The 25007-nt window shown below is 72.9% G+C and carries 23 protein-coding genes; 6 read left to right on the top strand and 17 right to left on the bottom strand.

Going from position 1 to position 25007, the window contains the following annotated elements; genetic code table 11:
- Positions 1-207: 207 nt before the first annotated feature.
- The gene (locus BUE29_RS11010) at positions 208-2004 is read left to right on the top strand and encodes a potassium transporter Kup (protein ID WP_407657328.1); all 1797 of its coding nucleotides are present in this window, start codon (positions 208-210) and stop codon (positions 2002-2004) included.
- A gap of 10 nt (positions 2005-2014) precedes the next feature.
- Here the strand turns inward: BUE29_RS11010 and BUE29_RS11005 are convergent, their stop codons facing one another.
- Together BUE29_RS11005 and BUE29_RS11000 are read right to left on the bottom strand one after the other, a co-directional pair.
- The gene (locus BUE29_RS11005; protein ID WP_073390083.1) at positions 2015-3040 is read right to left on the bottom strand and encodes an agmatine deiminase family protein; all 1026 of its coding nucleotides are present in this window, start codon (positions 3038-3040) and stop codon (positions 2015-2017) included.
- Positions 3037-4029 (bottom strand): nitrilase-related carbon-nitrogen hydrolase, encoded by a 993-nt coding sequence (locus BUE29_RS11000; RefSeq protein ID WP_073390080.1) that lies wholly within the window; start codon positions 4027-4029, stop codon positions 3037-3039. Before BUE29_RS11000 ends, BUE29_RS11005 begins: the two co-directional genes overlap by 4 nt.
- Positions 4030-4069: 40 nt before the next feature.
- Between BUE29_RS11000 and BUE29_RS10995 the strand changes: the two genes are divergently transcribed.
- Positions 4070-4822: an endonuclease/exonuclease/phosphatase family protein gene (locus BUE29_RS10995; protein WP_200800151.1), complete on the top strand. Its 753-nt coding sequence runs from the start codon at positions 4070-4072 to the stop codon at positions 4820-4822.
- A 7-nt stretch (positions 4823-4829) separates the two neighbouring features.
- On the opposite strand, the gene BUE29_RS10990 is transcribed toward BUE29_RS10995, so the two are convergent.
- The 5 genes from BUE29_RS10990 to BUE29_RS10970 are packed head-to-tail and all read right to left on the bottom strand — an operon-like array spanning position 4830 to position 10905.
- Complete coding sequence (locus BUE29_RS10990) at positions 4830-5501, bottom strand: NADPH-dependent F420 reductase (RefSeq protein ID WP_073390074.1); 672 nt, start codon at positions 5499-5501, stop codon at positions 4830-4832.
- A 56-nt stretch (positions 5502-5557) separates the two neighbouring features.
- Positions 5558-7246, bottom strand: coding sequence for a dipeptide ABC transporter ATP-binding protein (locus tag BUE29_RS10985; RefSeq protein WP_073390071.1), 1689 nt, complete (start codon positions 7244-7246; stop codon positions 5558-5560).
- The gene (locus tag BUE29_RS10980; protein WP_073390068.1) at positions 7243-8919 is read right to left on the bottom strand and encodes an ABC transporter substrate-binding protein; all 1677 of its coding nucleotides are present in this window, start codon (positions 8917-8919) and stop codon (positions 7243-7245) included. The genes BUE29_RS10985 and BUE29_RS10980 overlap by 4 nt, the downstream gene beginning before the upstream one ends.
- 28 nt (positions 8920-8947) lie before the next feature.
- On the bottom strand, positions 8948-9961 hold the full coding sequence (locus BUE29_RS10975) for an ABC transporter permease (RefSeq protein WP_073390065.1): 1014 nt from the start codon (positions 9959-9961) through the stop codon (positions 8948-8950).
- A complete protein-coding gene (locus BUE29_RS10970; RefSeq protein WP_073390061.1) occupies positions 9958-10905 on the bottom strand; it encodes an ABC transporter permease in 948 nt (315 codons plus the stop codon). Before BUE29_RS10970 ends, BUE29_RS10975 begins: the two co-directional genes overlap by 4 nt.
- Positions 10906-11026: 121 nt before the next feature.
- Between BUE29_RS10970 and BUE29_RS10965 the strand changes: the two genes are divergently transcribed.
- Entirely contained in the window at positions 11027-11278 is a 252-nt protein-coding gene (locus BUE29_RS10965) for a hypothetical protein (RefSeq protein WP_073390058.1), read from the top strand.
- 63 nt (positions 11279-11341) lie between these two features.
- Positions 11342-12370, top strand: coding sequence for an Atu2307/SP_0267 family LLM class monooxygenase (locus BUE29_RS10960; protein ID WP_073390055.1), 1029 nt, complete (start codon positions 11342-11344; stop codon positions 12368-12370).
- Between the two features lie 22 nt (positions 12371-12392).
- On the opposite strand, the gene BUE29_RS10955 is transcribed toward BUE29_RS10960, so the two are convergent.
- Entirely contained in the window at positions 12393-13178 is a 786-nt protein-coding gene (locus BUE29_RS10955) for a hemerythrin domain-containing protein (RefSeq protein ID WP_084180963.1), read from the bottom strand.
- A 99-nt stretch (positions 13179-13277) separates the two neighbouring features.
- On the opposite strand from BUE29_RS10955, the gene BUE29_RS10950 reads away from it, so the two are divergent.
- Positions 13278-14315, top strand: coding sequence for a response regulator transcription factor (locus BUE29_RS10950; RefSeq protein WP_073390050.1), 1038 nt, complete (start codon positions 13278-13280; stop codon positions 14313-14315).
- A gap of 6 nt (positions 14316-14321) precedes the next feature.
- On the opposite strand, the gene BUE29_RS10945 is transcribed toward BUE29_RS10950, so the two are convergent.
- A complete protein-coding gene (locus BUE29_RS10945) occupies positions 14322-14903 on the bottom strand; it encodes a helix-turn-helix domain-containing protein (RefSeq protein WP_073390047.1) in 582 nt (193 codons plus the stop codon).
- Positions 14904-14951: 48 nt separating this feature from the next.
- Here BUE29_RS10945 and BUE29_RS10940 point away from each other — a divergent pair, with 48 nt between their 5' ends.
- Positions 14952-15770, top strand: coding sequence for a class I SAM-dependent methyltransferase (locus BUE29_RS10940; protein ID WP_073390044.1), 819 nt, complete (start codon positions 14952-14954; stop codon positions 15768-15770).
- A 9-nt stretch (positions 15771-15779) separates the two neighbouring features.
- Here the strand turns inward: BUE29_RS10940 and BUE29_RS10935 are convergent, their stop codons facing one another.
- The 8 genes from BUE29_RS10935 to BUE29_RS10900 form a co-directional block, all read right to left on the bottom strand.
- Entirely contained in the window at positions 15780-16466 is a 687-nt protein-coding gene (locus BUE29_RS10935; protein WP_073390041.1) for a fructosamine kinase family protein, read from the bottom strand.
- Positions 16463-17578 (bottom strand): DNA topoisomerase IB, encoded by a 1116-nt coding sequence (locus BUE29_RS10930; RefSeq protein ID WP_084180962.1) that lies wholly within the window; start codon positions 17576-17578, stop codon positions 16463-16465. Before BUE29_RS10930 ends, BUE29_RS10935 begins: the two co-directional genes overlap by 4 nt.
- A gap of 47 nt (positions 17579-17625) precedes the next feature.
- The gene (locus BUE29_RS10925) at positions 17626-19617 is read right to left on the bottom strand and encodes a purple acid phosphatase family protein (protein ID WP_073390038.1); all 1992 of its coding nucleotides are present in this window, start codon (positions 19615-19617) and stop codon (positions 17626-17628) included.
- A gap of 263 nt (positions 19618-19880) precedes the next feature.
- A complete protein-coding gene (locus BUE29_RS10920) occupies positions 19881-21209 on the bottom strand; it encodes a PP2C family protein-serine/threonine phosphatase (protein ID WP_073390035.1) in 1329 nt (442 codons plus the stop codon).
- 73 nt (positions 21210-21282) lie between these two features.
- Positions 21283-21933 (bottom strand): class I SAM-dependent methyltransferase, encoded by a 651-nt coding sequence (locus BUE29_RS10915; RefSeq protein WP_073390032.1) that lies wholly within the window; start codon positions 21931-21933, stop codon positions 21283-21285.
- Positions 21930-23039, bottom strand: a complete 1110-nt coding sequence (locus BUE29_RS10910; protein ID WP_073390029.1) for a prenyltransferase — start codon at positions 23037-23039, stop codon at positions 21930-21932. The genes BUE29_RS10915 and BUE29_RS10910 overlap by 4 nt, the downstream gene beginning before the upstream one ends.
- A complete protein-coding gene (locus tag BUE29_RS10905) occupies positions 23036-23743 on the bottom strand; it encodes a class I SAM-dependent methyltransferase (RefSeq protein ID WP_073390025.1) in 708 nt (235 codons plus the stop codon). Before BUE29_RS10905 ends, BUE29_RS10910 begins: the two co-directional genes overlap by 4 nt.
- Positions 23744-24991 carry a glycosyltransferase family 4 protein gene (locus tag BUE29_RS10900; RefSeq protein ID WP_234971419.1) on the bottom strand — a complete coding sequence of 416 codons (1248 nt, stop codon included), beginning with the start codon at positions 24989-24991 and terminating at the stop codon, positions 23744-23746.
- Positions 24992-25007: the final 16 nt, after the last annotated feature.

The raw sequence follows: 25007 nt of genomic DNA, 5'->3' as shown, positions 1-25007 counted from the left end.
GTCAGACTGTCAGTCGTGACCGACAACACCGAGACGTGCGTCGAGGGCTCCACCACGGCGGCCGAGGGCCCCGACAGCGAGCCGGACGCCCCGAACGCCCGCGGTTCGGCGACGCACCCCAGCGCGCGGAGCGCGAGCGTCTTCGGCCTCGCTCTCGGCGCCCTGGGCGTGGTCTTCGGCGACATCGGCACCAGCCCGCTGTACGCGATGCAGACCGTCTTCTCGCTGGACGGGGGGACGATCAAGCCCAACTCCGGCGACGTGTACGGCATCATCTCGCTGGTCTTCTGGTCGATCACCATCGTGGTGTCGATCAAGTACGTGGCGTTCGTGATGCGCGCCGACAACGACGGCGAGGGTGGCGTGATGGCGCTCGCTGCGCTGGCCCGGCGCTTCGCCGGTGACGGCCGCCTCGTCGGGTTCTCACTGCTGCTCGGCGTCTTCGGCGCGTCGTTGTTCTTCGGTGACAGCGTCATCACGCCGGCCATCTCGGTGCTGTCCGCGGTCGAGGGGCTCGAGGTCGCGTCTCCCGGCCTGGCCGATGCCGTCGTCCCCATCGCCCTCGTCATCATCGTCGTGCTGTTCGTCGTCCAGCGCTTCGGGACGCACACGGTGGGGCGCTTCTTCGGCCCGGTGATGCTGCTGTGGTTCCTCGTCCTCGCCGTGACCGGGCTGCCGCACGTCATCGCGAACCCCGCCATCCTGCGCGCGCTCTCCCCCACCTACATCGGCGCCTTCGTCGCCGACCACCCGTTCCTCGCGTTCATCGCGCTGGGCGCCGTCGTCCTCTCGATCACCGGCGCCGAGGCGCTGTACGCCGACATGGGCCACTTCGGCCGGGCGCCCATCCGGCGGTCGTGGTTCGTCGTCGTGTTCCCGTGCCTGACCGTCAACTACCTGGGCCAGGGCGCGATGGTGCTCGACGACGCGCACACCATCAGCAACCCGTTCTTCCTGCTCGGCCCCAGCTGGGCGCGCATCCCCCTCGTGGTGCTGGCGACGCTCGCGACCGTCATCGCGTCGCAGGCCGTCATCTCGGGCGCCTTCTCGATCGCGCGGCAGGCGGTGCGACTCGGCTTCCTGCCCAACCTCACCGTGCGGCACACGTCGACGCGGGAGAGCGGGCAGATCTACGTGCCGGCGATCAACTGGCTGCTGTTCGCGAGCGTGCTGACGCTCGTGGTCGCCTTCGAGTCGTCGCAGCGGCTGGCCACGCTCTACGGCTTCGCCGTCACCGGGACGTTCCTGATCGACACCACGCTGTTCCTCGTCGTGGCCGCGACGATGTGGCGGTGGGCGCGCTGGAAGCTCGTCACCGTCGGTGTCGTCTTCGGCGTGGTCGAGCTCGCGTACTTCGGGGCCAACGCGACGAAGATCCTCAGCGGCGGCTGGCTGCCGCTGCTCATCGCCGCGGTCATCAGCACCGTGATGACGACGTGGCAGGCCGGGCGGCGCATCGTCACCGACCGTCGCCGCGAGCTGGAGGGCCCGCTGCAGGCGTTCGTCGACGAGCTGCACGAGAAGCAGCTGCACCGCGTGCCGGGCACGGCGGTGTTCCCGCATCCGACGAAGGAGACGACCCCGCTCGCGCTGCGGCAGAACGTCGAGTTCAACCAGGTCCTGCACGACACGGTGATCCTGGTGTCGGTGCGGTCGGAGAACGTGCCCTACATCTCGCCCGACGAGCGGATCACCGTCGACCCCCTGGTCCACCAGGACGACGGCATCACGCACATCGACGTGCGGTTCGGCTTCCAGGACGACCAGGACATCCCCGAGATGCTGCGACAGGCCGTCGGCATGACCGACGAGCTCGACTTCGACCCCGAGACCGCGTCGTACTTCCTGTCCCGGCTGTCCATCGAGCGGGGCGAGGCGGACGGCCTCGCCACGTGGCGCAAGCGGCTGTTCATCGGCCTCGCGCACAACGCCGCCAACCCGGCGATGAACTTCGGCCTGCCGATCGACCGGACGACCGTCATGGGCGCCCACCTCGACCTGTGAGGCCGCCCCGCTAGACCGGCGGCACCGCCGGTTGCTGCTGCGTGATGCAGTGGATGCCACCGCCGCGCTCGAACAGCGGCCGGGCGTCGACGGTGACGACCTCGCGGCCGGGGTATGCGTCGCGCAGCACGGCGACGGCCTCGACGTCGTGCGGGTCGTCGAACGCGCACGCGATCACCGCGCCGTTCACGAGCACGTGGTTGACGTAGCTGTGGTCGACCCAGCCGTCGGCGTCGCGCAGCGTGCGCGGTGCCGGCAGGTCGACGAGCTCCAGCGGCTTGCCCCGGGCGTCGACGGCGTCGGCGAGCACCGCGCGGACCGCTGCCGTGACCGCGTGGTCCGGGTGACCGTCGTCGCGCTGGTCGTGCAGCAGGACGACGCCCGGCTCGGCGAACGTCGCGACGATGTCGACGTGGCCGCGCGTGCCGTAGGTGGCCGAGTCGCGGGTCAGCCCGCGAGGCAGCCAGATCGCATGGGTGGCGCCCAGGGTGCGGGCCAGCTCGGTCTCGACGTCGGCACGCGAGAGCCCGGGATTGCGGCCGGGGTCGAGCTGCACGGTCTCGGTGACCAGCACCGTCCCCTCACCGTCGACGTGGATGCCGCCGCCCTCGTTGACCAGGTCGGAGTCGACCCGTTCCGCCCCGGCCCATTGCGCCACGGCCGGCCCCAGCGTGGCGTCCAGGTCCCACGTCGCCCACTCCTGCGCGCCCCACCCGTTGAACACCCAGGTGACGGCACCGAGCCGGGGGCCGTCGGTGACGAACGTCGGCCCGGCGTCGCGGATCCAGGCGTCGTCGATGCCGCGCGCGCGGATCTCGACCGCCGCGCTCAGGTGGTGGCGCGCCACGTCGACGTCCTGCGGGCAGGCGACGACGGTGACCCGTTGGAACTGTGCCGCGGCGTTCGCGACCGCGGCCCAGGTGCGCCGTGCGGTGGCGGCGTCCTCGGCCGTGTCGCCGAGGGTGTATCCCTTCGTCGGCCAGGCGACCCAGAGCCGGTCCTGCCGCACCCCCTCGTGCGGCATGGTCCAGGTCACGACGACTGCCCGTACGGCGCGTCGAGGTCGACCGGGCTGACGAGCGGGCCGTAGGTGTCCGGGCGGCGGGTGCGCAGGAACGGGAAGAGGTCGAGCCAGTCCTCGCGCTGGGCGAGGTCGAGGTCGGCGACCAGCACGCACGGTTCGTCGCGCGGCGCCTGCACCAGCACGCGCCCGTAGGGGTCGGCGACGAAGGACGAGCCGTAGAAGGTGTTGCCGGGTGTGCCGTCCGGTCGTGTCTCGGCCCCGGTGCGGTTCGGCACCACCATGAACAGCCCGTTCGCGATGGCGTTGCCGACGATCACCTGCTGCCACAGCGGCTGGGTGTCGAAGTCGGGATGGTCGGGCTCCGAGCCGATCGCGGTCGGGTAGACGACGATGTTGGCGCCGGCCAGGGAGTACGCGCGGGCCACCTCGGGGAACCACTCGTCCCAGCAGGTCGGCAGGCCGACGCGGGCGCCGGCGAGGTCGGGCAGCACGTGGACGCGGTACGGGTCGTCCGGACCGGCGGGACCGGCGCGGAAGTACTTGTCCTCGTAGTAGCCGGCCGTGACGGGGATGTGCAGCTTGTTCGTCGCGGCGACCACCTCGCCGGTCGGCGCGACGATGATCGCGGTGTTCAGGCCGAGGCCGTCGCCGGCATCGTCGCGGCGGTAGACCGACGTGTGGACGTACACGCCGGACGCTTTTGCGGCGTTGCGCGCAAACTCGACCGTCGGCCCGGTCTCGAGCTCCTCGGCGACGACGCTGGCATCGCCGTCGGGCAGCGTGTCGGCCGGGTAGCGCGACAACGTCACCTCCGGCAGGAACACGATGCGGGCGCCGCGGCGCGCCGCGGCGGCGACGGCGTCGGTCAGCCAGGCGGTGAGGCCGTCGGCCGACCAGGCGTGCTGCACGACCCCCACCCGCAGCGGCGCGGCGGTCCGCGGCCGGACGCGGGCGAGCGACTCCGGTGGCGGTGCGCCCTCGATGACGCGTGGCTCGACCATGCACCCAGCATGGCAGCCGGGACGCGGTTACCGTCGGCGGGTGACTGCGTTACGCATCGCGTCGTTCAACGTCCGCACCTCCACCGGCATGGACGGCCGCAACCACTGGCTGCTGCGCCGCGCTGCCTGCGTGGCCGCGATCCGCGGCCTCGCACCGGACGTGCTGGGCGTACAGGAGGCGCGGCCGGGCCAGCTCGCCGATCTGCGCCGTGCGTTCCCGGACTGGACGGTCGCCGGTCGCGGCCGCGACGCGAACGGCGGCGGGGAGCATGCGGCGGTCCTTGTCTCGCCCGGCCGCTGGCAGCTGGAGTCGAGCGACACGCGCTGGCTCTCCCCTACCCCCGACCGACCGGGCTCGCGCGGGTGGGGCGCCGAGCATCCCCGCGTCGTCACGCTCGCCCGGTTGCGTCACGACGACGTGCGCGTGGGCGTCGCGAACACGCACTTCGACCATTCCAGCCACGTGGCCCGCGAGCACAGCGCCGCGCTGGTGGCGCAGTGGCTCGCCGACGAGGACGACCGGTACTGGGTGGTCGTCGGCGACCTCAACGTCGGGCCCGACGACCCGCCCGTGCGCGCGCTGCTGGCCGCCGGCTGGACCGACGCGCTCGCCGGGGTGTCCGGCGGCACCGAGCACGCGTTCACCGGCGCCATCGACCGGGTGCGCATCGACCACGTCCTGGTCGCGCGTGGGGTCGGGGTGACCGACGCGCGCATCGACCACACCCGGCCCGGGGGTCGGCTGCCCAGCGATCACTGGCCGGTCGTCGCCGACCTCGAGATCCCCGCCTGAGCAGCGCTCAGCGCGCGGCCTGCGAGAGCAGGTCGCGCAGCAGGTCCGGGCTCGCCACGCGGGGCTTGGCGAAGTCGCCGTCCTCGGCGTACGCGCCGGCGTAGGCCGGCTGGTCGCGCTCGTAGCGCCAGCTGTCGTCCAGGCCGCCGGAGTCGAGGACGTCGTAGCCGAGCCGGTCGATGAACTCGGCCGCTCGCTGCTTCGCGCCGGCGTCGTCGCCGGCGATGATCAGGGTGTTGCGGTCGGCCGCGCCGCGGGGCCGACCCAGCGAGCCCAGGTGCTCGAAGTAGATGTTGTTGAACGCCTTGACGACGTGCGAGGTCGGCAGGTGCTCCTGCAGCAGCCGGCTCGTGGTCGTGCGCTTCTCGTCGAGCTCGGGGAACGCGCCGTCGCGCTGCGGGTAGTAGTTGTTCGTGTCGAGCACGAGCTTGCCGGCGAGCGGTTCGACCGGGACCTCGCGGTAGGCCTTGAGCGGCACGGTGACGACGACGATGTCACCTGCGGTCGCCGCACCCTGCGCGGTCGCCGCGCTCGCGCGCGGGCCGAGGGTGGCGACGAGGTCCGCGAGCGTCTCCGGCCCGCGTGAGTTGGAGACGACGACGTCGTAGCCGGCGTCGACCGCCAGCTTCGCGACCGTGCTGCCGATGTTGCCGCTGCCGATGAATCCGATGGTGGTCATGTCGGTTCACAAGGCGGCGGGGCCGGTGGGCATTCCCGGCGCGAGCCGCCGACCGGTCACCCGTGGCGGGCCAGCCGGACCGCGCGCCGGCGCGCCTGCTCGACCGGGTCGGCCACCGGGGCCGCGGCCAGCAGCTCCTCGGTGTACTCGTCGCTCGCGGTGACGAGCACGTCCTGCGCGGTGCCGAACTCGACTATCCGCCCGTCGCGCATCACCGCGACCTCGTGCGCGACGGCACCGACGACCGCGAGGTCGTGCGTGATGAACAGGCAGGCGAAGCCGAGCTCGTCCTGCAGCCGCCGCAGCAGCGCGAGGATGGTGGCCTGCACCGAGACGTCGAGGGCGCTGGTCGGCTCGTCGGCCACGAGCAGCCGCGGCCGCAGCGCGAGCGACCGCGCGATCGCGATCCGCTGACGCTGGCCGCCGGAGAGCTGGTGCGGGTAGCGGTGGGCGAAGCCTGGATCGAGGTCGACGGCGCCCAGCAGCTCGTCTACCCGGGCCGCGGCGTCGGCCTTCGACCAGGACGCCAGTCGCAGCGGCTCGGCGATCGAACGTCCCACCGGATGCTTGGGGTTCAGCGACGACCCGGGGTCCTGGAAGACGATCCCGATCTCGCGCTGCACCCGTCGCAGCCGGGACCCGGTCGCCGTGCGCAGGTCGACCTCGCCGACCACCACCTGCCCCCCGTCGGGCCGCAGCAGGCCCGCCAGCACGCGCCCCAGCGTGGACTTCCCCGAACCCGACTCGCCGACGAGGCCGACGGTGCGACCGGCCGGCAGCTCCAGGTCGACCCCGTCGACCGCGCGGACCGGGGTGCCCGCGCGTCGACCGAGCCGCACCCGGCCGACGCCGTAGTCCACCGTCACGTCGCGCAGTCGGGCGACCGGGGCGGGCCGTTTCGTCAGCGACTGCCCGGGGATCGAGCCGAGCCTCGGCACCGCGGCGAGCAGCGTGCGGGTGTACTCCTCGCGCGGCGCGGTCAGCACGTCGGCGACCGAGCCGCGTTCGACGACGGTGCCCGACCGGAGCACGACCACCTCGTCGGCGAGATCGGCGACGACGCCCATGTCGTGCGTGATGAGCAGGATGCCGGTGCCCGCCGCGGCCAGCGAGCGGAACAGGTCGAGCACGCCGGCCTGCACGGTGACGTCGAGCGCGGTCGTCGGCTCGTCGGCGATGACCACCGCCGGCCCGGCGCTCGTCGCCATCGCGACCATGGCGCGTTGCAGCTGCCCGCCGGAGAGCTGGTGCGGGAACGAGCCCGCGATACGAGCGGGGTCCTCGAGCCCGACGCCCGCAAGCAGCTCGCGCACCCGCTCCCCGGTCGCCGGTCGCTCGGCCGACTCGTGGGCGCGCAGCGCCTCGGCGAGCTGGACACCGACGGTCTGCACCGGGTTCCAGGCGCCCATCGGCTCCTGGAACACCATGCCCACCCCGGCGCCGCGCACCCGACGCAGGGTCGCGGCGTCGGCGTGCATGAGGTCGGTCCCGGCGAAGCGGACCGCGCCGTCCACGCGCACCGCCGGGTCGAGCAGCCGCAGCACCGACAATGCCGTGACCGACTTGCCCGACCCGGACTCGCCGACCAGCGCGGTCACCCGGCCGGCGGTCACGTCGAGGTCCACCCCGTGGACGACCTCGCGTGGCCCACCGCCGGCCGGGAACGCGATCCGCAGGCCGCGGATGGCGAGCACCGCGTCGGTGCCGGCCGGCTCGTCCCGGCCGGCGGGCGCTTCGACCGTCACGAGCTCAGCGAGACCCGCAGGTAGTTGGGGTAGTTCGGGAACCCCGAGTCGTCGAAGTTGGACACCGCCGAACCGCGCATGAAGGCGTTGCGCGAGTACAGCAGCGGCACCACCGGCGCGTCCTGCATGATCCGCCGGTCGGCCTGCGCCCACAGCTGCTGCGCGGCGGTGGGGTCGACGGTCGAGGTCGCCTTGTCGATGAGCGTGTCGACCGTCGCGTTGGAGTAGCGGGACAGGTTGTAGTTGCCGCCGCCGATCTGCGACGACGCGAACAGCGGCTGGATGTTGCCGTTGGCGCTGGGGAAGTCGGGCTGCCAGCTGGCGACGGTCAGGTCGTAGTTGCCCTGGTCGTTGGTGATGGCGTCGGTCCACGCGTTGACGTCCAGCGGCACGATCTTCGCGGTCAGCCCGATGTTCTTCAGGCTCTGCTGGACGGCCTCCGCCTGCCCGACATAGGTGTTCTCGTTGCGGGTGACCAGCCGGAGCGTGCCGCTGCGCACGCCGGCCTGCGCGAGCAGCTGCTTGGCCTTCGCGACGTCACCGGCGGCCGGCGCCTTGTAGAGGTCGTACGACGCGCGGCCGGGGATGCCCGGCGTGATCAGCGTGGACGCGACACTGCCCCCCTGCGTACCGCCGGCGTTGAGCTGGAAGGCGCGCTTGTCGACGCCGTACTCGATGGCCTGCCGCACCCGGACGTCCTTCAGGATGCCGTGTTGCGTGTTCATGGCCAGGTACACCAGGGCGCCGGGATCGGACAGCGCGACCCGCGACTTCGCGGACGCGTTCGCGGTGATCTGCTTGAGCTGCGACGGGGGCACCGGGTCGGCACCGAAGGCACTGCGCGCCTCACCGGAGTCACCGATCAGCTGCTGGGCGGCGACGGTGTCCTCCTGGCCGAGCTTGAACACGATCTTGTCGGGCCCGGCGCCGCGGACCGAGTCGGTCTTGGCGCTCCAGTCGGGGTTGCGCACCAGCGTGGCCGACGTCCCCTGGTGGTAGCTCTGCACCTGGTAGGGGCCGGATGCGACCGGTTTGGTGCCGTAGGTGCTCGGCTTGGTGTCGGCCGACTTCGGCACGGGCGCGAAGGCGGGCATCGAGACGATCCACGGCCAGTCGCCGTACGCCGAGTTGAGCCGGAACACGATCGTCTTGGCGTCCGGCGTCGTGATCGAGGCGAGCTGCTTACCGGTGTAGGGGCCCTTGTACGAACTGCCGCCGACCAGCAGGGCCTTGTGGTAGCCGAGGCCGCCGGAGAGCTCCGGAGCGAACGACCGCTCGATGCCGTACTTGATGTCCTGGCTGGTGATCGTCTTGCCGTTGGAGAACGTCAGCCCGTCCTTGAGCTTGTAGGTCCACACCCGGCCGCCGTCGCTCGGCGTGCCGGTGGTGGTGGCGAGGTCGGGGACGACCTTGGGCTGGTGCCCGGGGCGGATGTCCCACGTCGTGAGGCGGCGGTGCACGAGTCCCTGCGAGGTGACGGCCAGGCTCTGGCTGATCGCCGGCTCGAACGGGAACTCGGTCTGCGACGTGTACACCGTGAGCGTGCCGCCCTTGTGGATCTTGCCGTCGGACTTCTTCTCGTCGCCGGTCGAGTTGGCGTCGCAGGCGCTCAGGGCGAACACGGCGACGGTCAACGCGGCCAGCGCGGCGGCCGGCCCTCTGCTGCGGATCATCGAATTCCTTTCGGGTGGGGCGGAGCGCTCAGGCGCTCTCGGTGATGCGCGGGTCGAGGACCGCGTAGGCGATGTCGACGACGAGGTTGGCGAGGACGATGAGGACGGCCGAGAACAGCGTGATGCCGAGGACGACGGGCAGGTCGAGGTTGTTGATCGAGTCGACCAGCAGCGCGCCGAGGCCCTGCATGCTGAAGATCTTCTCGGTGATGACGGCGCCGCCGAGGAGCACGCCGAGGTCGAGACCGAACAGCGTGACGACCGGCAGCAGCGCGTTGCGCAACCCGTGCCGTACGACCACGCGGCGCTCGCGCAGACCCTTGGCCCGGGCGGTGCGCACGTAGTCCTCGGACATGGTCTCGAGCAGCTGGCTGCGCGTGAATCGCGTGTAGATCGCGGCTTCGGTGAACGCGATGACGAGCCACGGAAGCACGAGGTGGTACGCCCACTGGCCCGGGCTCGCGGTGAACGGGACGTAGTTGCCGACGGGCAGCACGTCGAGCTTGAAGCCGAGCAGGTAGATGCCGGCGAGCCCGACCAGGTAGGTCGGCGCCGACACCCCGACGACCGTCGAGGCGAGCGCGGCGCGGTCGAGCGCGGTGCCGCGTCGCAGCGCCGCGACCACGCCGCCGACGACGCCGGCGAACAGCCACACCAGCGCGCCGCCGACGGCGATCGAGGCGGTGATCGGGAAGCGCTGCCCGATGAGCGAGGCCACCGTGTCGCTGAGGCGGAACGAGTAGCCGAAGCACGGGGCGCTGCAGTCGACGCGGGCCCCACCCTCGCCGTAGCTGCGTCCCACGACGACACCGCGCACGAAGTCCCACAGCTGGACCAGTACCGAGTGGTCGTAACCGAGGAATTGGCGCACCTCGGCCCGCCGTTGCGCCGTGCACGGCTTGCCGCACGACGCCTGCGAGACGTCACTCGGCAGCAGTTGGAAGATCACGAACGACAGCGTGGCGATGACCAGCAGGACGACCAGTGTCGACGCCAGCCGTCGCGCGACGTAGCGGACGGTGCGCCCGCGCAGCAACGTCATTCGCCACCGGCCAGGCGCGGGTCGAGCGCGTCGCGCAGGCCGTCCCCGACCAGGTTGAACGCGAAGGTCACGAGGAACAGCGCCGCCGCGGGCGCGAGCAGGTACCACGGATCGGTGGCGATCCACGCGACCGCGTTGCTGATCGTGCGTCCCCACGCCGGCGTCGGCGGCGGCACCCCCACGCCGAGGAACGAGAGCGCGGCCTCGTACCCGATGTTGATCGGGATGTGCGTGGCGGTGATGACGATCAGGGTCGAGGCCAGGTTGGGCAGCAGCTGCTCGCGCAGCAGGTGCGCCGGCCCGGCCCCCATGGCTCGGGACGCGGTGACGAAGTTGCGTTGCATGAGGGACAGGCACTGGCTGCGGACGATGCGCGCAGTCGACCCCCACCCCAGCAGGCCGATGACGAGCACGACCAGCAGCCCCTTCGGGAAACCCTCCGGCGCGAACGCGCCCAGTGCGATCATGAAGATCAGGCTGGGGAAGCCGACCACGACGTCGGTGACGCGGCTCAGGATGCGGTCGGTCCAGCCGCCGAACAGTGCGGCGGCGGCACCGAGCAGGCCGCCGATCACGACCTCGACGACCGTGGCGCCCACTCCCACCAGGATCGACGTCCGGGCCCCGTAGAGGACGACCGCGAAGAGGTCACGGCCGGTCAGCGGTTCGACGCCGAACCAGTGGGTAAGCCCGACACCGCCGAGCGCGCCCACCGGGGCGCCGTCGTCGCCGAGGGCGCCCCGGTAGGCGTAGCTGTAGGGGTTCTGACCGTTGATCGCGGTGATGAGCGGGGCTGCGAACGCGGCCACGACGAGCACCACGACCACGACCACGCCGGCGACGGCCCACCGGTCGCGGCAAAAGCGCGACACGACCGTCTCGCCGCCGGCGCGGACCGCTGCCGACGTCGCCGACGGTGGCGGCGCGTACTCGGACGCAGACATGTGCGACGTTCCCCTGTTTCGCGCTCGACTCGACGACGTGGACGGGATACATAAACCCTGTCGGATCAGTAGACAATAGAGGAAGGTGGTTCCTTCCCGGCGCGGGCACCAGGATGGGGCCGTGGCCGTATACCTCGCCTGGTCCGATGCCGCCGTCGACGTCACCGTCCCCGGCCCGTGGGAGGCCCTGCATCCCGCCGCGGACGGTCTCGTGCTCGTCGCGAGCGACGCGTCGCTGTCCCGGGTGTACCACGAGCTCAAGTGGTCGCTGCCCGACGCCGCCGCCCTGCTCGTCGTGCCGATCGAGCAGCGTCCGAAGCTCGCCCGCGTCGCCGCCGGGACCCGGACGTGGCTGCGCGAGCGGCTGCCCTGAGACTGGGGAATGAGCGCCGTCGGGCAACCGTTGCGGCGACGACACCGTTCCCAGGAGGACCAGATGCACGTCGGCGTCGACAGCTTCGTCTCGACCGTCACCGACCCGGCGACCGAGCGCGTCGTCGGGGCACAGGAGCGCATCGAGCACCTGCTGGCCGAGATCGCCCTCGCCGACGCCGCGGGCCTGTACTCGTTCGGGATCGGCGAGCACCACCGCGAGGAGTACTACGACTCCGCACCACCGATCCTGCTCGCCGCGGCCGCCGCGCAGACGTCACGCATCCGACTCAACAGCGCGGTCACCGTGCTGAGCGCCGCCGACCCGGTCCGCGTCTTCCAGCAGTTCGCCACCCTGGATCTCGTCTCGGGGGGCCGTATCGACCTCGTCGTGGGGCGCGGATCGTTCACCGAGGCATTCCCGCTGTTCGGGCTGGACCTCGCCGACTACGACTCGCTGTTCGCCGAGAAGCTCGACCTCCTGCTCGCGATCCGCGAGTCCACGCACGTGACGTGGTCGGGCCGGCACCGGCCCGCCCTGACCGGGCAGGGCGTGTACCCGCGCCCGGTGCAGGACCCGTTGCCGATCTGGGTGGGCGTGGGAGGCACTCCGGAGTCGTTCGTGCGGGCGGGCCTGCTCGGGCTGCCCCTGATGGTCGCGATCATCGGCGGCGAGCCGCGCCGGTTCGCCCCGCTCGTGGAGCTCTACCGCCGCGCCGGGGCCGAGGCCGGCCACTCACCCGACCGGCTGCGCGTGGGCCTGCACGTCTTCGGTTTCGTCGGCGACAGCGTGCAGAGCGCGGCCGACACGATCTACCCCGGGTGGCACGAGATGTTCACCAAGGTCTCGCGCGAGCGCGGCTTCCCGCCGCCGTCGCGCGCACAGTTCGACCTCACCAGCGGCCCGGACGGCGCGTTCTTCCTCGGCGACCCCGACACCGTCGCCGGCAAACTGCGGCGGGTGTCGCAGCAGCTCGGCGGCCTCGACCGGGTGTCGATCCAGATGACGAACACCCGGCTGGCGCACGCCGACCTGCTGCGCGGTATCGAGCTGCTCGGCACCGAGGTCGCCCCCCGCGTGACCGACGTCTGACGTCCTCGGGTCGGCATCCGCGTCAGGGGCGGGCGGTGCCGTGGATCGTCCGGGCGCGCCGCGCGTACAGCCGCGGCGCGACGCGTGGCAGTACCAGTCGCGGGACGGCCGGCGCGGCTCGCAGCATGTCGCGCAGCACGGCGGGGTCGCCCTCGTAGGCGAACATGCCGAAGGCCAGCGCGAGGGCGGGCTTGGGCATGGCCGCCGCGGCGGCGGCACCGATCGCGTGCCACTCCCCCGACGTCAGCACGCCGGCCGCCAGGGGCAGCAGCACGCGCTCCTCGAACTCGAGGTGGTCGCGGAGCAGGACGTGCAGGGCCCCGAGGTGGCCGGCGAGGCCGTCACGGTTGCCGACATCGGGTGTTTCGACCCAGGCCTCGAGCAGCTCGCCGACGCGACGCAGCGCCGCGTCGAGCCCGTCGTGCTGCGTCTCGCCCTCGTCGATCAGCCGCTGCGCCGCCGGTGCCGCGCGTTCCCGCAGCGGCGGCCAGAGCAGCGCGTCCTCGCCCTGATGGTGGTGGTGCAGCAGCTCGCACACGAAGCGCAGGTGCGCGGCCACGGCTGCGACCCGGCGGCGGTCGCCCGAAGCCGTGCGGGTCACGGCCATCGGCGCGAGCCGGAACTCGCGCAGCAGCGCGGTGTGGACCACGAGCATGTCCCGGACGTCGACCAGTGGCCGGTCCATGGCGTCTGGTACCTCGGCAGGGCGGGCGGTCGACGGTTCGGCGGGCTGCGCGCCGCAGCTCCAGCGGGCCTGGTCCGGATTCCACCAGCAGCGGGCGGTGTGGGCGTGTGTCTCGGTCGTCATGGCCTCGAGCGTGGCCGCATGCGGGACGCGGGCCCATCCCAGAATTGTGGGGACTTCGGGCCGGTTCCGCGAGACCGCCGACGCGGTCACCATGGACCGATGGCGACGGTGCGCACCCGCACGCTGGCCGAACGCCTCGGCACGGCCACCGCGTCCTGCCCGGACGTCGAGTCGCTGTCCCGGGCGGTGTTCGGCGCCGTGCGCCGCCACGTGCCCTTCGTCTTCGCCTGTCTCGCGACCACCGACCCGGCCAGCGAGCTGATCACCGCCGCCTACAAGTCCCACCCGTTGCCGATGGGTGACGAGGACTTCGCCGCCGCCGAGTACGGCCGACCGGACGTCAACCAACTGGCCGAGATCGCGCGCCGGCCGGTGCCCGTCGGGGTGCTGTCGATCGACACCGGCGGGGAGGTCGGGCGCTGCCGGCGCCTGCGCGACTACATGACGCCGGCCTTCGGCTTCACCGACGAACTGCGGCTGGTCTGCCGGGCGCGGGGTGCCGTGTGGGGGGCGCTGGCGCTGTACCGGGGTGAGGGTGGGCCGCCGTTCACCACGCGCGAGGCGGACGAGCTGGCCGGCGTCCACGAGCTCCTCGCCGACGGCGTCCGGCGCACGCTGTTCGCGCCGCCGGCCGCGCACGCTGCACCGACCTGCGGCGCGGCGGTCCTGGTCGTCGACGACACCGACCGGGTGACCGACATGACCGCCACCGTGCCGCGGCAGATCGACGACCTGGGCGGCTGGGACCACGGCTCGCTGCCCGCGAACGTGCTGTCGGTCGTCGCGCTCGCCCGTGCGAGCCGGGAACCGGCCCGCACGCGGGTCCTGGGCCGCCACGGACGATGGTTGGCCCTGCACGCGATGCCGCTGGACGGCGGGTCCGGCGCGCGGTCGGTGGTCGTCACCGTCGACGTCGCGGCCCCGGCGGCCGTCGGTGAGCTGGCCCTCGCCGCCCGAGGTCTGACGGCACGCGAGCAGGACGTCGCGCGGCTCGTCCTGCAGGGGGCGTCGACCAAGGTCATCGCCGCGTCGCTGCACCTGTCCCCGCACACCGTGCAGGACCATCTGAAGGCGGTCTTCGACAAGCTCGGCGTCAGCAGCCGCCGCGAGCTGATCGCCCAGCTCGTGCTGGCGTGACGGCGTTCAGTCGACGCCGGTGAGGTCGACGGCCGCGAGGTGGGAGCGACGGCCCTCGTGGTCGAGGATCGCCAGGATCTCGACCGGTCCGTCGTGCGCGGTCACGGCGTGCGGGGTCATGCAGTCGAACTGCGCGGCCTGGCCGGTCTCGACCAGGATCACCCGGGAGCCGAGGTGCAGCCGCGCCGTGCCGGACAGCACCGTGAACCAGTCGTGGCCGGGGTGTACGCGCAGCTCCCCCCGGGGCGTCCGCGCGGTGTAGCGCAGCTTGGCCACGGTGAGGCCGCGCGGCCCGTCCGGCTTCGAGAGCACCCAGCGGGTCATGCCGTGGGCACGATCGCGGTGCGGGCGGATGACGACGTCCTCGTCCTCGCTGGTGTCGACCAGCTCGTCCAGCGTGGAGTCGAGGGCGCGCGCGATCGGCACGAGCTGGTCGATCGAGATGCGACGGCCACCGGTCTCGATGCGGCTCAGCGTCGACGCGCTCATGTGGCAGCGGCCGGCCAGCGCGTCCAGCGACCACCCGCGGGCGAGCCGCAGCCCCCGGATCCGGGCCCGGATGACGGCGTCGAGGTCTTCTTGCGTCATGCGCAAGATGGTATGCCGTAGCCGCATGGCCTGACTACCGTGTCCGGCATGGACGACAACCACCTCGCCGACCTGCTCGACCTCGACGGTGACACGCTGCCCGCCTACTGGACCACCGCCACGACGTGGGTCGCGGAGCACGCGCCCGACGCACACCGGGTGCTCGACATCGGCGCCGGCACGGGGGTCGGCACCCTGGCCCTGGCTCGTGCGCTCCCGAACGCGTCGCTGCTCGCGCTCGACACCGACGAGGCCATGCTGGCGCGCCTGCGCGAGAAGGCCGCCGCCGCCGGCACGGCCGACCGGGTGACCACGCTGCGGGCCGACCTCGACGACCCGTTCCCACGGCTCGACCCGGTCGACGTCACCTGGGCGTCGATGTCGCTGCACCACATGGCCGACCCCGAACGCGTGCTGCGCGACCTGCGCACCGTGACGTCGGCCGGCGGGCTCGTGGCGGTCGCCGAGTTCGCCGACCCCGTCCGGTTCCTGCCCGATGACCTCGGCGTCGGACGTCCCGGCCTCGAGACCCGGCTCGCCGCGGCGCGGCTGGAGTCGCACCGTCACCAGCTCCCCCACCTCGGCGGCGACTACGCGGCGATGCTGACCGCCGCCGGGTTCGACCTCGCCGGCGAGCGGGTGTTCGACATCGCCGAGCGACCGGCCCGCCCCGATCTGGCCGCCCGCTACGCGCGGGGCTGGCTCGGTCGGCAGCGCGAGCACTTCGGCGACCGGCTCACCCCCGAGGACCACCAGACGCTGGCCGTGCTGCTCGGGGACGGCCCGGGCTCCCTCGAGCGCCGCGACGACCTGTTCCTGAGCGCCCGACGCACCGTCCTGCTCGCCCGCCGCGCGGAGCCGGCCTGACCCCGCGGGTCAGCGCGCGAGCCGCACCGCCAGGTCGTGCGCGCTCCTGCGGTACCCGCCGCCGAACAGCACGGCGTGCACGAGCAGCGGGAACAGCTGCCAGAGCGGGATCCGCTCCCGCCAGCCGTCGGCGAGCGGTGCGACCTCGTCGTAGGCCGCGGCGGTCCGGGCGGGGATCGTCCCGAACAGGTCGAGCATCGCGAGATCCATCTCGCGGTGGCCGCCGTACGCGGCGGGGTCGATCAGCCACGGCCGGCCCTCGGTGTCGGCCAGCACGTTGCCGCTCCAGAGATCGCCGTGCAGGCGGGCCACCGGTTCGACCGGGGCCTCGACCCGCACCTCCGCGACCTCGCGGTCGAGCCCCACGCGCCGTGCGAGCGGCAGGCAGCGGTGCTGCAGGTAGTAGTCGTTCCAGTCGTCGCCCTCCGGCGAGTCGAGCTCGCACCGACCGACGAGGAACGCGCCGGGGGCGGGCAGCGAGCCGAAGCGAGGCGCGCCGGCCGCGTGCACCGTCGCGAGCATCCGGCCGAGCTCCTCCTCGCCGCCGGCGGCCAGCCGACCGCCGTCGATGCGTCGCAGCTCGAGGCGTCCCGGTCGGGCCGAGACGATGTCGGGCACCCGGGCGCCCGCCTCGGCCAGCCAGCGCAGCCCGGCCGCCTCGAGCGGTGCCGGGTCGTGCTTGACGAACGTCGTCACGTGAACAGGTCGCCGGCCCGGGCGTCGAGCTCGCTGCTCAGGAACGACGTCATCAGCCGCTCGTCGGCGTCGAGCCAGTTGCCGCCGCGCTCCTTGCGGCCGTGCAGGAACCGTTCGAGCTCGCCGGAGGTGTAGCCCGACACGACGTCCGGATGCACGTAGTGCGCCCGGCAGACCGATCGGGTGTTGCCGAGTTTGAGCGAGGCCGCGTCGATCGCCGCGAGCACGTGCTGGTCGGCCTCGTCGCCGGCCGGCACCCGGTCGCGCAGGTGACGGAACGCGGTGAGGGTGCCGTTCCAGGTACGGAAGTCCTTTGCGGTGAGGCGGGTGCCCGACAGCTCGGCGAGCCGGGCGTTCACCTCGTCGGACCCGACGGTCTGCCCGTCGACGGTGAACAGTCGCCGGCCCCGCCGCTCCAGCAACGCCGTCAGCACGCGGGCGACGCCCGCGTCCGTCATGCTGACCTCCGCCCGCTTGTTGGACTTCGCCGGGAACCGGAAGTCGATGCGCGGCCCGTGCACCTCGACGTGCCGCTTGGTCAGCGTCGTCAACCCGTAGCTGTCGTTCTCCTCGGCGTAGGCCTCGTTGCCGACGCGCAGCCCCGCGACGTCGATGATCCGCAGCATCGCGCCCAGCACGCGGTCCTGGTCGAGCGTCCGGCGACGCAGCTGCGCGTCGACGTCGGCACGGATGGCCGGCAGCGCTGCGGCGAAGCCGATCAGCCGGTAGAAGTTGAGCTGGTCGCGCAACGAGCGCCAGCGCTCGTGGTAGATGTACTGGCGCCGGCCGCGGTCGTCGTCGCCGACGGCGAGGATGTGCCCCTCGGGCAGCGTGCAGATCCACACGTCCTGCCAGGCGGGCGGGATCGCGATCCGCTTGATCCGGTCGCGCACCTCGACGTCGACGACGGTGACGCCCGCCGCGTCGCGGTAGGTGAATCCCTTGCCGCTGCGGCGCCGCGTCAGCCCGGGGTCGGTGGGGCTGACGTAGGCCAGCTTGGCGATGCGGGCGCACTCCTCGGGATCGTCGTGCAGCTTCGCGATGAGATCGGCGGCCTTGCTGGTGCGCGAGGCCGCCGCCTTGCTCTGCCCTGGTGCTCTCGACGTCGCCACGCCGCAGGTCTACCCACGGCGTGACGACGGTCGACGACGATCTCGTCTCAGTGCAGCGGGTGCGTCCGGTAGGGGTGGCGGTCGATCGCGCCGTGACCGGCGGTGCGCTTGAGGGTGAGGCGATCGATCTCGCTGTACTGCTCGTTCGTGCCGGGCAGCGCGTCGGCGAGGGTCCGGATCGTGAACGTCGTCGCGCGGCCGGGTGCGGCCGGCTTCACGTCGACGGCGATGAAGGCGTAGGCGTCGTAACGCACCTGCGACCAGTCGACGGTCTCGGGCACCTTCGTCCCGGCCGGGTACCCCGACGCGTTGACCGCGGTGCCGTCACTGGACCACACGTAGCTGTTGAGCACGTTCTCGGTGTTGTTCTCGGTCGCGTTCTTGCCACCGGGCGGCTGGTAGCCACGGAACCGCTGCCCCTCGGGCAGCGCCTGCGCCCCGGACGGCGTGACGCCGGGCGGGGCCGGGGCGTCCGCGCTCGGGGCGGGGCGGAAGGGGTAACGCGGCCGGCCGCCGGAGCCCGCACAGATGTAGGTGACGCCGTCCTCGGCCGGACGGACCGTCGAACCGTCCGGCGCGTCCCGCGTCTTCTTGCCGTGGCGGATCGGGTCGGTCCGCTCGAACAGGTGATTGTGGCCCTGCACGACGAGGTCGACCTGGTACTTGCTGAACAGCGGGTCGAGCGCCTTGCGCACACCGCCGTCCGAGGCGTGGTTGTTCGTCGTCGAGTAGGCGCAGTGGTGGAAGAACGCGACCACGAAGTCGATGCCCGGCGCGACGTGCGGGTTCGTCCGCCACTCGTGCAGCGTCTCCTTGAGCCACCTGAGCTGCGCACCGTCGGAGTAGCCGGTGTTGGTCTGGATCTCGGCGGACAGGTCGTTGGCGTCCACGGAGATGACGGCGACGTTGGCGTACACGAAGCTGTAGACGGACGGGCAGGTGCGCGGGCCGTTCTTCGGCAGGTCGAGCCGCTTCGCGTGGCCGCCGTAGCCGTGAGAGGGGCTGTCACCGAGGAATTCGGTGTTGCCGTACAGCGGCTCCATGTCGTGGTTGCCGGTCGCGAACATCCACGGCGTGTACGCAGCCTGGCTCTCGATCTGGTTGAGGAACACGTCCCAGACGTAGGGGTTGAACGCGTTCTTGCCCGCCGGGGTCGGCTGCGTGTCGTCGGCGGGCAGGCCGGTGCCGGACGGGTCGGCGTAACAGATGTCGCCGGCGAGCAGTGTGAACCGCGGCCGCTGCGAGGCCATCAGGTTGGTCTGCGTCACGGCCGGATGGGGGTCGGTGCCGTTCGTGCCGGCGATGGGGTCGCCCGCCGCGTAGTAGTTGTTGTCGAACACGCCCTTCGGCCACGTGCCACCGTTGCCGGTCACGGTGGCCGGGTCGTTGCCCCACGCGTACTTGGGGTCGGTCGGCGCGTTGTTGGTGCCGACGTCGGCGAACGCGGTGAAGGTGAACTCCTCGGCCACCCGGTGGTGCCGGCCGACGGTGCGCACGGGCGCGGTGGTGAAGTAGGCGTCGCCGGTGGTCGTGCCGTCGGAGAGCCGGATGCGGTAGTGGTAGACGCTGTCGGCGCGCAGCCCGGTAAGGCGCGCCTTGACGTAGAACTGGTTGCCGACCGGACCGTGTGCGATCGCGTACTGGCCGACGAGGTGCACGATGTCGGCGTCGACGCGGTGCCCGTAGCGCCCGGGTTCGGTGCCGACGTCGACGAAGGCGCGCAGACCGCGCGGCAGCGAGCCGGTCTTGCTGACGATCTGCGCGGTGACGGCCATCGCCGACTCGGGGCGTCCCCCGTGGTCGTTGACGAAGGAGAGATGGCGACCGGAGACGACGACACCGGCAGTCCCGGCCGTGCCGCCGCCGGCGGCGAACGAGGCGTTGGCGATGCCGAACTGCGCGAGCGCGATACCGCCCGCGCCGGCCGCCACCGCCTTCAACATGCTGCGTCGGCTCACGCCCTGCCGCGCGAGCTCGGTTGCGTTCCACTCGGTGTACTCGTCGACCGTCAGCGGCCGGTGCGAGGTGTTCGTCGGCATGGCTCTAGTTCCGCAAGCCGCCGTGACGCCCCCCGGGCACATCCCGTGGCGGGAGGGCGAAGTGACGGTGAACGGTCGGTGTCGGGCGAAGCGCGCCCTTCGCGTCCGTCACGTCGATCGGCGACCTCCCGCGTCGACCGGCACCCTCCCGCGTCGACCGGCACCCTCCCGCGTCGACCGGCGACCTCCCGCGTCGACCGGCGACCTCCCGCGTCGACTGGCGACCTCCCGGCCGACTGGCGACCTCCCGGCCGACTGGCGACCTACAGGTCGCCAGTCGGCCCCGAAGTCGCCAGTCGGCCGGAGAAGTCGCCAGTGACGGCCAGCTCGACGAGCAGCACCGCGACGTCGTCGTCGAGCTCGGCGCCGAGCATGTCGCCCATGACCGCGTCGACCCGGGCCGCCCCGGTGAGCGTGTGGTGACGCTCGAGCGAGGCCCGGAGCGCGACGGTGCGGTCGAGCAGGTCGGTGCCGCGCAGTTCGACGAGGCCGTCGGTGTAGAACAGCACCGCCGAACCCGGCTCGACGACGACCTCGTGATCGGGCCGCCGGGTCTCGGGCAGGACCCCCAGCATGACGGCCGGGCCGCCGTCGTCGAGGACCACCGAGGTGCCGTCGGGCCGCAGCAGGATCGGGGCGGGGTGCCCCGCGTTCGTCCAGCGCATCACGCGCCTCGCGCCGGCGTCGTCCGTTCGCTCGAACGTCGCGAGGACGGCGCTGGCGTACGTCTGCACCTGCAGGTCACGCATGGCCCGGTCGAGCTGGCGCAGGATCAGCGACGGCGGCTCCTCCGACGCCCACGCGAACGCCCGCAGCATGCTGCGCAGCTGACCCATGACGGCCGCGGCGAAGATGTCGTGCCCGCTGACGTCACCGATCGCGACGGCGGTCTTCCCGTCGCGCAGCGCGAGCGCGTCGTACCAGTCACCGCCGACCCGGTCCCCGACGGCGGCGGCGCGGTAGCGCGCGGTCAGGCGCAGCGGCTCGACGGCCGGCAGCGTGGTCAGCATCGCGAGCTGCAGCGCCTCGGCGGTCGAGCGGTCGTGGGCGCTCGCCTGCTGCAGCCGCAGGTTGAGGACCTCCAACTCGGCGGCCCGCTGCCGCAGGTCGAGCTGCGCGGCCGCGACCCGGCGTTGCAGGTCCACGTTCAACCGCCGCGCGGAGTCGCGCGCCTCGCGCTCCCGGACGAGGTGAGTGACGTCCTCGGTGAAGTGCAGCACGAGATCGACCTCGCCGGCGTCGTCGAGCACCGGGATCTCGTTGACGTTCCAGTAGCGCACCTCGAACTCGCCCGCGGCGAGCGGGATGTCGTAGCGGTACTCCGCCAGCAACTGGGGCAGGCCGGTCGTCACCGCCGCGCGCATCACCCCCTCGAGCGAGGCGGCCTGGTCGTACCCCTCGCGCGTGACCGGGCTGTTCGGGAAGACGTCGAACACGTACCGGCCCCTGATCTCGTCCAGGTCCTTCGCGGTGGCCGCGAGATAGGCCGGGTTGGCGTGGGTCATCAGCAGGTCGCGGTCGAAGACCATGAGGGCCACCGGCGTGGCACGGAAGAGCGCTGCGTACTGCGCGTGGGTGAGCGCGGTGACCACCGAGGACCTTCCGGACGGGGGCGTCGGACCACCCTAACTTCGGTTGCGCGCCACGCAAGGACCCGTGCGGCCGTCAGGCGAACGCGGCCGCGCTCCGGCGCAGCACCCGCAGCGACCCGTGCTCGGCGACCTGCTCGAACGCGCCGCCGCCGGTGGCGCGCTGCACCACGTGCCAGGGCGGTCGGCCGCCGTCACGCGGATCCGGGAACACGTCGTGCACGGCCAGCAGCCCGCCGGGGACGACGTGACGGGCGAAGGCGGCGTAGTCGTGCTGGGCGACGTCCTCGGTGTGGTTGCCGTCGAGGAAGAGCAGCGTCAGCGGCGTGCTCCACCACCGCGCGACCTGCTGCGTGCTCGAGACGAGCACCGCGACCGCGTCCTCGACCGCCGCGTCGGCCAGCGTGCGCCGGAGCGACGGCAGCGTGTCGAGGCGGCCGGTGTGCGGGTCGACGAGCGAGGCGTCGTGCCACTCCCAGCCGGGCTGGTTCTCCTCCGAACCGCGGTGGTGGTCGAGGGTGACCAGCTGCGCCCCACGGGCGCGGGCGACGGTCGCGAGGTGGACGGTCGACTTGCCGCAGTAGGTGCCGATCTCGAGCCAGGTGCCCACCGGCGCCGCGGCGGCCGCCGCGCGGAGGGCGTCGGCCTCGTCGCCGGGCAGGAAGCCCTTCGCGTCGTCGGCGACCGCGCGGGCGGCGGCGTCGTCCGGTGCTCCGTCGGTCGTCACGGCGCGGGACGGTGCGCCGTGGCGCAGTGGTCGTCGCAGCCGCCGAACTCGAGCAGCGGCGGCAGCCCGTCGCCGCGAAGGACGCCGCTGCCGGCGGTCGTGCCGGCCAGCGCGTCGGCGGCCAGGACGACGGCGCCGGCCGTCCACGTGGTCTGCTGCCGGGGCCACACCGTGTCCTCGGGGAAGACCCAGCCGGTCCAGTAGCCGCCGGTGTCCGTGCGCAGGAACTGCACGTCGCGCAACAGGGCGGCCGCCCGACCGTGCTCGCCGACGGCGTCGAGGGTGAGCACGAGCTCGCTCGTCTCGGCCGCCGTCACCCACGGCCGGTCGGCGACGCAGCGCACGCCGCGGCCGGCGACGACGAACTCGTCCCACCGCGCCGCGAGCAGCTCGTGCGCCGCCCGGCCGCGGACCGCGCCGCCCAGCACCGGGTAGTACCAGTCCATCGAGAAGCGGCTGCGGTCGGCGAACGCGTCCGGGTGCGCGGCGACGGCGTGGGCCAGCCGCGCCACCGCCAGCTCCCAGTCCGGACGCGGGTCGCCCACGAGGTCGGCCAGCGCCACCGCGCAGCGCAGCGACAGCACCAGGCAGGCGCTGCCGGTGAGCAGCGCGTCGTCGGCCGGTGCGCCGTGGACGTCGCGGGCCCACGCGATCGCGCCGGCCGCCTGCTGCAACCCGACCGCGAAACCGACGGCGCTGCGCACCGACGGCCACATCGCTCGCACGAACCGCTCGTCGCGCGTCACCAGCCAGTGGTGCCAGACGCCGACGGCGAGGTAACCGGCCTGGTTCGCGTCCCCCGCGGCCGTGTCGTCGTCGACCCCCGAGGTCTCGTCGCGGATCTCCATCGGCCAGCTGCCGTCGGCCCGCTGCTGCTCGGCGCTCCACGCGTAAGCGGCGCGGGCCTCGTCGAGCAGGCCGCCGACGGTGAGCGCCATGGCCGCCTCGACGTGGTCCCACGGGTCGGCGTGATGCCCCGTGAACCACGGGACGAGGCCGTCGCCGCGCTGCTCGTCGGCGATGTGGGCGACCGTCGCGGCGACCTCGCTCGCGGCGAGGACCCCCGGCAGGTGCGGCAGTTCCCAGCTCGACGGCTGCGCCGTCACGGCTTGGCCAGGTAGAGCACCAGGCTCTTGCCGAGGACGGGGTCGAGCACCCGCTCGGCGGTCCGGGTCAGCCAGGGTCGCTTCATGAGGTCCCAGACGAGCACCCGGTGGTACGCGCGGGTCAGCGCGTGGTCCTCGTCCACCCCGACGGCGCACTTGAGCCACCAGTAGGGCGAGTGCAGCGCGTGGGCGTGGTGCCGCCCGAGCGGCACCAGGCCGGCCTCGGTGAGCAGCCGCACCAGCTCGCTGCCACGGTAGATGCGCACGTGCCCGCCCTCGACCTCGTGATAGGCGTCCGAGAGCGCCCAGCAGATCTGCTCGGTCCAGCGCCGCGGCACGCTCACCGCGACCGTCCCACCGGGCTTGGCGACGCGCGCGATCTCGGCGATGGCGGCGCGGTCGTCGGGGATGTGCTCCAGGATCTCCGAGGCGATCACCCGCTCGAACGAGCCGTCGGGGAAGGGCAGGGCGAGGGCGTCGGCGGCGAGCGTCACCGGCCCGTCGGGACGCTTGATCTCGCCTTCCTCGGCCATGGCCTCGACCATCTCGTCGATGCCGCGCAGGTCGTCGGTGTTCTGGTCGAGCGCGACGACGTCGGCGCCGAGCCGCAGCGCCTGGTACGTGTGCCGGCCGGCGCCGCAGCCGATGTCGATCAGGCGGTCACCCTCGACGAGACCGAGCCGGTCGAAGTCGATCGTCAGCACTCAGCGGGCTCCTTCACGACGGTGGCGGGCGATCGCCTCGCGGTAGACGCCGGCCGTGGCGCGCGCCGTCGCGCCCCAGCTGAACTCGGTACGGGCCCGCTCGCGGGCGGCGGCGCCCAGCCGCGCCCGCTGCTCGGGTGCGGCGAACAGGTCGTCGAGGCGGCGCGCGAGCGTGACGGGGTCACCGGCCGGCACGAGCAGGCCGGCCGTCCCGTCGCGTCCCACGACCTCGGGCAGCGCACCGGCGTCCGACGCGACCAGCGGCGTCCCCGACGCCATGGCCTCGACCGCCGGCAGCGAGAAGCCCTCGTACAGCGACGGCACGCACGCGACCTCGGCCGAGGCGAGCAGCTCGGCCAGCTCGTCGTCGCCGAGGCCCGAGACGAACGACACCCGGTGCGCCAGGCCGAGCTCGGCGACGAGCTTCTCGGTCCGGCCGCCGGGTTCGAGGCGCGAGACGACGGTCAGCGACGCGTGCGAGGTGCGCAGCTGCGCCATCGCCCGCAGCAGCACCGACAGTCCCTTGAGCGGGACGTCGGCACTGCACATCGTGACGATGCGGCCGGGCACCCGCTCACCCCGTGGCCGGAAGCGCTCGACGTCCACCCCGATCGGGACGACCCGGAACTGCTCGTCGCGCACGCCGAAGTCGCGGATCGCGTCGGCCACGCTGTTGCGCGACGGCGAGAGCAGCAGGTCCATGCCGCGCGCGACGCGGGCCTGGGTGCGCACGAAGCCGTACCAGCGCCGCAGCGAGAGACGGCGCCGACCCGACGCGGCCGCGAGCTCGAGCGCGCGGTCGACCGAGATCGGATGGTGGATCGTGCCCACCAGCGGCAGTCCCGCCCCCGGGAGCGCGAGCAGCGCCGGACCGAGCGTCTGGTTGTCGTGCACGACGTCGAACTCGCCGGTGCGGGCGCGCAGCACGCGGACGACGCGCCGGCTGAAGGTGCGCGGCTCCGGGAAGCCGCCGGTGCACATGGTCGCGAACTCGAGGACGTCGGTGGCGTCGCGGAACTCGCGTCCGCGCCGGAACGGGTGCGCGTCGTCGTACAGGTCGAGGCTGGGGACCTCGGTGAGCCCCACGCCCGCGTCGAGGTCTGGGTACGGCGGCCCGGAGAACACCTCGACCCGGTGGCCGAGCGCCGCCAGCTCGCGCGAGAGGTTGCGGACGTAGACGCCCTGACCGCCGCAGTGCGGCTTGCTGCGGTAGGACGTGAGCGCGATCCGCAGCGGGCGTTCGTCCACGTCCTGCACTCCCCTC

This window comes from Jatrophihabitans endophyticus, assembly GCF_900129455.1.
Taxonomy (GTDB): domain Bacteria; phylum Actinomycetota; class Actinomycetes; order Mycobacteriales; family Jatrophihabitantaceae; genus Jatrophihabitans; species Jatrophihabitans endophyticus.
Note: the sequence above shows the minus strand (reverse complement) of the source record. Positions and strands in the feature narration are given on the sequence as shown.

What these genes read in the sequence shown, in the direction of transcription:
- BUE29_RS11010 (WP_407657328.1), top strand. Translation starts at nt 208, where the DNA reads ATGCAGACCGTCTTCTCGCTGGACGGGGGGACGATCAAGCCCAACTCC.
- BUE29_RS11000 (WP_073390080.1), bottom strand. Translation starts at nt 4,029, where the DNA reads ATGGTCGAGCCACGCGTCATCGAGGGCGCACCGCCACCGGAGTCGCTC.
- BUE29_RS10990 (WP_073390074.1), bottom strand. Translation starts at nt 5,501, where the DNA reads ATGACCACCATCGGATTCATCGGCAGCGGCAACATCGGCAGCACGGTC.
- BUE29_RS10980 (WP_073390068.1), bottom strand. Translation starts at nt 8,919, where the DNA reads ATGATCCGCAGCAGAGGGCCGGCCGCCGCGCTGGCCGCGTTGACCGTC.
- BUE29_RS10975 (WP_073390065.1), bottom strand. Translation starts at nt 9,961, where the DNA reads ATGACGTTGCTGCGCGGGCGCACCGTCCGCTACGTCGCGCGACGGCTG.
- BUE29_RS10970 (WP_073390061.1), bottom strand. Translation starts at nt 10,905, where the DNA reads ATGTCTGCGTCCGAGTACGCGCCGCCACCGTCGGCGACGTCGGCAGCG.
- BUE29_RS10960 (WP_073390055.1), top strand. Translation starts at nt 11,342, where the DNA reads ATGCACGTCGGCGTCGACAGCTTCGTCTCGACCGTCACCGACCCGGCG.
- BUE29_RS10955 (WP_084180963.1), bottom strand. Translation starts at nt 13,178, where the DNA reads ATGACGACCGAGACACACGCCCACACCGCCCGCTGCTGGTGGAATCCG.
- BUE29_RS10950 (WP_073390050.1), top strand. Translation starts at nt 13,278, where the DNA reads ATGGCGACGGTGCGCACCCGCACGCTGGCCGAACGCCTCGGCACGGCC.
- BUE29_RS10945 (WP_073390047.1), bottom strand. Translation starts at nt 14,903, where the DNA reads ATGACGCAAGAAGACCTCGACGCCGTCATCCGGGCCCGGATCCGGGGG.
- BUE29_RS10940 (WP_073390044.1), top strand. Translation starts at nt 14,952, where the DNA reads ATGGACGACAACCACCTCGCCGACCTGCTCGACCTCGACGGTGACACG.
- BUE29_RS10925 (WP_073390038.1), bottom strand. Translation starts at nt 19,617, where the DNA reads ATGCCGACGAACACCTCGCACCGGCCGCTGACGGTCGACGAGTACACC.